Source organism: Roseiarcus sp. (genome assembly GCF_052145395.1).
Taxonomy (GTDB): domain Bacteria; phylum Pseudomonadota; class Alphaproteobacteria; order Rhizobiales; family Beijerinckiaceae; genus Roseiarcus.
Genome location: NZ_JBKQOT010000736.1, coordinates 1 through 4492, shown reverse-complemented (window position 1 = coordinate 4492; position 4492 = coordinate 1). Strand labels below are relative to the sequence as shown.

Genomic DNA, 4492 nt, shown 5'->3' with positions numbered 1-4492 from the left:
TCCCCCCCCCCCGGGGGGAAGGTGGCCGGCGACTGCCGGCCGGATGAGGGGACGCCATGAGCCCGACCATCCTCCTCTTTCTCGCCCAGGACGGGGTGATGAACGGCGCGGTCTACGCGCTGCTCGGCGTCACGCTCGTCCTCGTGTTCACCGTGACGCGGGTCATCTTCGTGGCCCAGGGCGAGTTCGTCGCCTGGGGCGCGCTGACCATGGCGGCGCTCGAGAACGGCGCCCTGCCCGGAACGGCGAAGCTGCTCGTGGGCCTCGGCCTCGCCGCGGCCGCGGTCGATCTCTTGCGCGCCAGAGGCCGGCTGCCGGCGCGCCGCCTCGCCCTGATCGCGGCGCGCGACGTCGTCTTTCCCCTGGCTCTCATCGGGCTGACCTCCTGGGTCGCACCGCAAAAACCCGGCATGGCGGTCGAGATCGCGCTGACCCTCGCGCTCATCGTCCCGATGGGGCCGCTCGTCTACCGGCTCGCCTTCCAGCCGCTCGCCGACGCGAGCGTGCTGATCCTGTTCATTGCAGCGATCGGCGTGCATCTGGCGATGACCGGCCTCGGCCTCGCCGTGTTCGGCGCCGAAGGCTCGCGCATCGCCCCGATGCTCGAAGGCGTGGTTCCGGTCGGCCCGATCGTGGTGAAGATGCAGAGTGTCGCCGTGCTCGCGGTTACGGGCGCGGTCATGGCGAGCCTGTTCGTCTTCTTCGAGCGGACGCTGATCGGCAAGGCGCTCAGGGCCACCGCGGTCAACCGCCTCGGCGCGCGCCTCGTCGGCGTGCGCGTGGACGGCACGGCGCGTACAGCCTTCGCCCTCGCCGCCGGGATCGGCGCAGTGTCCGGCGTGCTGATCGGTCCCCTGACCACGGTCGCCTACGACACCGGCTTTCTCGTCGGGCTCAAGGGCTTCGTCGCCGCGATCATCGCCGGGCTCGCGAGCTATCCGCTGACGGCGCTGGCCGCGCTCGCCATTGGCCTCCTCGAATCGACCTCGGCCTTCTTCGCCAGCGCCTTCAAGGAAGTCATCGTCTTCTCGATCATCATCCCGTTCCTCCTCTGGCGCTCCTACGCCGCGGGCGCGCCCGCCGATGAAGAGGAGGAGTGAGCGATGCGCGCCTCGCCCCGCCTCGTCGGCCTTGTCGTCATTGCGCTGATGGCCGTCGCGCCGCTCCTTCCGTTCACGCCAGACTTCTGGGTGACGCTCGCGGGTTATATCGGCCTCGCAAGCCTCGTCGCCATCGGCCTCGTGCTCTTGACCGGCGTCGGCGGAATGACGTCGTTCGGACAGGCGGCCTTTGTCGGCTTCGGCGCCTATACCACGGCCGTGCTGACGACGACGTTCGGATTCTCGCCCTGGGCGACCCTGCCGGTCTCGCTGCTCACCACCGGTCTCGTGGCGCTCGCCATCGGGCTCGTCACCGTGCGGCTCTCTGGCCATTTCCTGCCGCTCGGCACCATCGCCTGGGGGATCAGCTTCTTCTACCTGTTCGGCAATCTCGCCGTGCTCGGCGGCTATGACGGGATCAGCGGCATCCCGCCGATCGCGATCGGCCCTTGGGCGCTGATCGACAGCCGCGCGGTTGACTACCTCATCTGGCTCGCCGTGCTGATTGCGGTCGTGCTGAGCGACAATCTGCTCGACAGCCGCATGGGCCGCGCGATCCGGGCGCTGCGCGGCGGCGGCGCCTTCGCGGAGTCGTTCGGCGTCGACACCGCGCAGGCGAAGCTCGTCGTGTTCGTCTACGCCGGCCTCCTCGCCGGGCTCTCGGGCTGGCTCTACGCCCATGTGCAGCGGTCGGTGAGCCCCTCGCCGTTCGGCCTCGGCGCCGGCATCGAATACCTGATCATGGCGGTGCTCGGCGGCTCGGGATATGTGCTCGGCGGCGTGGTCGGCGGCGTGGTCGGCGCGGCCGTGGTCGCCGTGCTCAACGATCAGTTGCAGAACTGGCTGCCCAAGCTGATGGAGGGCGGCGGCAACCTCGACGCGATCGTGTTCGGAATCCTGCTCATCGCCGCGCTTCAGCTGGCGCGGAGCGGCCTTTGGCCGGCGCTGCGCAAGCTCGGGCCGCCGGCGGCGCCGAAGGCGGTCGACCTGACCGCCCCGCCCCTGCCGAAGAGGCCGGCGAACGCAAAAGGCGCGCCGCTGCTCGAAGTCACTGGCGTCAGCAAGCGCTTCGGCGGCCTCGTCGCGGTGAACGAGGTGAGTTTTTCCGTGCGCGGCGGCGAGATCGTCGGGCTCATCGGCCCCAACGGCGCGGGCAAGAGCACGACCTTCAATCTGCTCACCGGCGTCGCCAGCGCGAGCTCGGGAGAAATCCGCTTCCGCGGCGAACGCATCGACCGATTGCCGGCGCGGAAAATCGCCGAGCGCGGAATCGCGCGCACCTTCCAGCATGTCAGGCTCGTGCCCGGGATGACGGTGCTGGAGAACGTCGCTATCGGCGCGCACCTGCGCGCCCGCGTCGGCGCGCTATCGTCCCTCGTCCGCCTCGACCGCGCCCGCGAGGCTGAGATCATCGCCGAAGCCGCTCGCCAGATCGAGCGCGTCGGCTTGGCCGAGCACATGCACAAGGCAGCCGGCTCGCTCGCGCTCGGCCAAGCGCGCCTCGCCGAGATCGCGCGCGCGCTCTGCCTCGACCCCGCGCTTTTGCTGCTCGACGAGCCGGCGGCAGGCCTGCGCTTCGCCGAGAAGAAGGAGCTCGCCGCGCTGCTCGATCGCCTGCGCGCAGAGGGCATGAGCCTGCTGCTTGTCGAGCACGACATGGATTTCGTGATGCAGCTCACGGACCACATCGTCGTGCTAGACTTCGGCTTGAAGATCGCCGAGGGCGCGCCAAAGGCGATCGCCGAAAGCCCGGCGGTGCTGGAAGCCTATCTCGGGGGCGTCGCATGAGCGTGGCCCTCCTGAAGACCGAGCGACTGAGCGTGGCTTACGGCCGCGTCGAGGCGGTGCGCGAAGCCTGCATCGAGATTCCGGCGGGCGGCGTCGTGACCGTGATCGGCGCCAACGGCGCCGGCAAGACGTCGCTGCTCAACGCCGTCATGGGCGTGCTGCCGTCGAGCGGCGGCGTCGAATTCGACGGCCGCGCGCTCGGCGCGAAGCCGGTCGAGGAGCGGGTCGCCGCGGGCCTGAGCCTCGTGCCGGAGAAGCGCGAGCTGTTCGCCGTCATGTCGGTCGAGGACAATCTCCGTCTCGGCGCCTATCGGCTCGGCGCCGGGGCGATCCGCACGGGGCTTGCCGAGACCTATGCCCGGTTCCCGCGCCTGCGTGAGCGGCGCGGCCAGAAGGCCGGCACGCTGTCGGGCGGCGAGCGGCAGATGCTCGCGATGGGCCGGGCGCTGATGGGACGGCCGCGCCTCTTGATGCTCGACGAGCCGAGCCTCGGCCTCGCCCCGCGCATCGTGAAAGAGATTTTTGCCATCGTCAGCGAGCTCAAGGCGACGGGCGTGTCGATTTTGCTCGTCGAGCAGAATGCGCGCGCCGCGCTTGAGATCGCCGACTGGGCCTATGTCATGGAGCTCGGCGAGATCGTCATGCAGGGCCCCGCCGCCGATCTCGCCAACGATAAGCGCGTCATCGAGAGCTACCTCGGTCTGGGACGCCATTGAGGACAAGGACGAAAGGAAAAGACCATGACCGCCGAGCATCAAGACGAACCGATCGCCCTCGACCTGCCGCCTTCGCTGAAGGCGACGCGGCGCGGCGCCATCGCGCACATCCGCCTCGCGCGCGCGGAAAAGCGCAACGCGCTCGACGATGTCACCGTGCTCGGCCTCGAAACCTTCTTCACCAAACTGCCCGAGGACATTCGCGCGGTCGTGCTCACGGGCGAGGGCAAGCACTTCTCGGCCGGGCTCGACCTCTCCGAGGTGGCCAACGACCTCGACCCGCTCGAGCGCGTGCTGCATTCGCGCATGTGGCACCGGGCGTTCGAGGCGATCCAGTTCGGCCGCACGCCGGACGTCACCGTGCTGCACGGCGCGGTCGTCGGCGGCGGGCTGGAGCTCGCCGCCGCGACCCATCTCCGGGTCGCCGAGCTTTCGGCCTATTACGGCCTGCCTGAGGGCCAGCGCGGAATCTTTTTGGGCGGCGGCGGCTCGGTCCGGATCGCGCGGCTGATCGGCGTTCCGTGGGTGCAGGACCTGATGCTGACCGGGCGCACCCTCTCTGCCGAGGAGGGACACGCGGCCGGGATCACGCAATATCTGGTCGAGGACGGCCGGGGGCTCGAGAAGGCGCTTGAGCTCGCCGCCAAGGCCGCGTCGAACACGACGACCACCAATTTCGCCGTGCTGCACGCCTTGCCGCGCATCCACGAAAGCCATCCGACGAGCGGCCTGCTCACTGAATCGCTGATGGCGACGATCGCCGAGATGAGCCCCGAGGCGACAGAGCGTCTGAAGGATTTTTTGGAGAAGCGCGCGGCCAAGGTGCTGCGGCAGAGCTGAGCCGATTGTCATGAGCGGGCGCAACGGACAGCGCGGCAAAACGGAGCG

Annotated in this window: 4 protein-coding genes; all 4 read left to right on the top strand. The window is 69.5% G+C overall.

The features are described 5' to 3' along the window. Positions 1–56 precede the first annotated feature (56 nt). The 4 genes from ACLP25_RS25345 to ACLP25_RS25330 are packed head-to-tail and all read left to right on the top strand — an operon-like array spanning position 57 to position 4444. Positions 57–1100: a branched-chain amino acid ABC transporter permease gene (locus ACLP25_RS25345; RefSeq protein WP_442471885.1), complete on the top strand. Its 1044-nt coding sequence runs from the start codon at positions 57–59 to the stop codon at positions 1098–1100. A gap of 3 nt (positions 1101–1103) precedes the next feature. Continuing rightward, positions 1104–2888, top strand: coding sequence for a branched-chain amino acid ABC transporter ATP-binding protein/permease (locus tag ACLP25_RS25340; protein ID WP_442471884.1), 1785 nt, complete (start codon positions 1104–1106; stop codon positions 2886–2888). Continuing rightward, entirely contained in the window at positions 2885–3604 is a 720-nt protein-coding gene (locus ACLP25_RS25335) for an ABC transporter ATP-binding protein (RefSeq protein WP_442471883.1), read from the top strand. The genes ACLP25_RS25340 and ACLP25_RS25335 overlap by 4 nt, the downstream gene beginning before the upstream one ends. 24 nt (positions 3605–3628) lie before the next feature. Further along, positions 3629–4444, top strand: coding sequence for a crotonase/enoyl-CoA hydratase family protein (locus tag ACLP25_RS25330; protein WP_442471882.1), 816 nt, complete (start codon positions 3629–3631; stop codon positions 4442–4444). Positions 4445–4492 lie beyond the last annotated feature (48 nt).